At 66.0% G+C, this 2,047-nt stretch carries 1 protein-coding gene; it reads left to right on the forward strand.

Features of this window, described 5'->3' with window-relative positions; all coding sequences use genetic code 11:
• The coding region (locus GJ700_RS34630; protein WP_195764114.1) for a ribonuclease E domain-containing protein at positions 1-2,047 on the forward strand (2,047 nt) is incomplete at both ends.

Raw genomic sequence — 2,047 nt, forward strand, 5'->3', positions numbered from 1 at the left:
GTGGCCGGCTCAGTCGTTGCTGGCTCGGTCGTTGCAGGCTCGGTCGTGGCTGGTTCAGTCGTTGCCGGCTCGGTTGTCGCCGGTTCCGTCGTCGCAGGCTCAGTCGTAGCCGGTTCAGTCGTAGCCGGTTCCGTCGTCGCAGGTTCGGTCGTGGCCGGTTCCGTCGTCGCAGGCTCAGTCGTAGCCGGTTCAGTCGTAGCCGGTTCCGTCGTCGCAGGTTCGGTCGTGGCCGGTTCGGTTGTAGCCGGTTCAGTCGTCGCTGGTTCGGTCGTGGCCGGCTCACTCGTTGATGGCTCAGTCGTTGCTGGCTCCGTCGTGGCTGGCTCGGTCGTGGCTGGCTCAGTCGTGGCTGGTTCAGTCGTTGCCGGCTCGGTTGTCGCCGGTTCCGTCGTCGCAGGCTCAGTCGTAGCCGGTTCGGTCGTAGCTGGCTCAGTCGTGGCTGGTTCAGTCGTTGCCGGCTCGGTTGTCGCCGGTTCCGTCGTCGCAGGCTCAGTCGTAGCCGGTTCAGTCGTAGCCGGTTCAGTCGTCGCAGGTTCGGTCGTCGCAGGTTCGGTTGTAGCCGGTTCAGTCGTCGCTGGTTCGGTCGTGGCCGGCTCAGTCGTTGCTGGCTCGGTCGTGGCTGGTTCAGTCGTAGCCGGCTCCGTCGTTGCAGGCGCAGTCGTGGCGGGTTCCGTGGTCGCCGGTGCAGTCGTCGCAGGCTCGGTCGTGGCTGGTTCAGTCGTTGCCGGCGCAGTCGTTGCTGGTTCCGTCGTTGCTGGTTCCGTCGTTGCTGGTTCCGTCGTTGCTGGTTCCGTCGTTGCTGGTTCCGTCGTTGCTGGCGCAGTCGTTGCCGGCTCCGTCGTGGCTGGCTCGGTCGTGGCGGGTTCTGTCGTTGCTGGCGCAGTCGTAGCCGGTTCGGTCGTAGCTGGCTCAGTCGTGGCGGGTTCTGTCGTTGCCGATTCCGTCGTCGCAGGTTCGGTCGTGGCCGGTTCGGTTGTAGCCGGTTCAGTCGTAGCCGGTTCAGTCGTCGCAGGTTCGGTCGTGGCCGGTTCGGTTGTAGCCGGCTCCGTCGTCGCTGGTTCGGTCGTTGCCGGCTCAGTCGTTGCTGGCTCGGTCGTTGCCGGTTCAGTAGTGGCTGGTTCAGTCGTAGCTGGCGCAGTCGTGGCTGGTTCCGTTGTAGCTGGCTCAGTTGTAGCCGGTTCAGTCGTCGCTGGTTCGGTCGTGGCCGGTTCGGTTGTAGCCGGCTCCGTCGTCGCTGGTTCGGTCGTGGCCGGCTCAGTCGTTGCTGGCTCGGTCGTTGCCGGTTCAGTCGTGGCTGGTTCAGTCGTAGCCGGCTCCGTCGTTGCAGGCGTAGTCGTGGCGGGTTCCGTGGTCGCCGGTGCAGTCGTCGCAGGCTCGGTCGTGGCTGGTTCAGTCGTTGCCGGCTCGGTTGTCGCCGGTTCCGTCGTCGCAGGCTCAGTCGTAGCCGGTTCCGTCGTCGCAGGTTCGGTCGTCGCCGGTTCGGTTGTAGCCGGTTCAGTCGTAGCCGGCTCCGTCGTTGCAGGCGCAGTCGTGGCGGGTTCCGTGGTCGCCGGTGCAGTCGTCGCAGGTTCGGTCGTGGCTGGTTCAGTCGTTGCCGGCTCGGTTGTCGCCGGTTCCGTCGTCGCAGGTTCGGTCGTGGCCGGTTCGGTTGTAGCCGGTTCAGTCGTTGCTGGTTCCGTTGTCGCAGGCTCTGTTGTGGCCGGCTCAGTCGTTGCTGGCTCGGTCGTTGCTGGCTCGGTCGTGGCTGGTTCAGTCGTTGCCGGCTCGGTTGTCGCCGGTTCCGTCGTCGCAGGCTCAGTCGTAGCCGGTTCCGTCGTCGCAGGTTCGGTCGTGGCCGGTTCGGTTGTAGCCGGTTCAGTCGTCGCAGGTTCGGTCGTGGCCGGCCCAGTCGTTGCTGGTTCGGTTGTCGCAGGCTCTGTTGTGGCCGGCTCAGTCGTTGCTGGCTCGGTCGTTGCAGGCTCGGTCGTGGCTGGTTCAGTCGTTGCCGGCTCGGTTGTCGCCGGTTCCGTCGTCGCAGGCTCAGTCGTAGCCGGTTCAGTCGTAGCCG

This window comes from Pseudoduganella rivuli (assembly GCF_009674485.1).
In the GTDB taxonomy this organism is placed as follows: Bacteria; Pseudomonadota; Gammaproteobacteria; order Burkholderiales; family Burkholderiaceae_D; genus Rugamonas; species Rugamonas rivuli_B.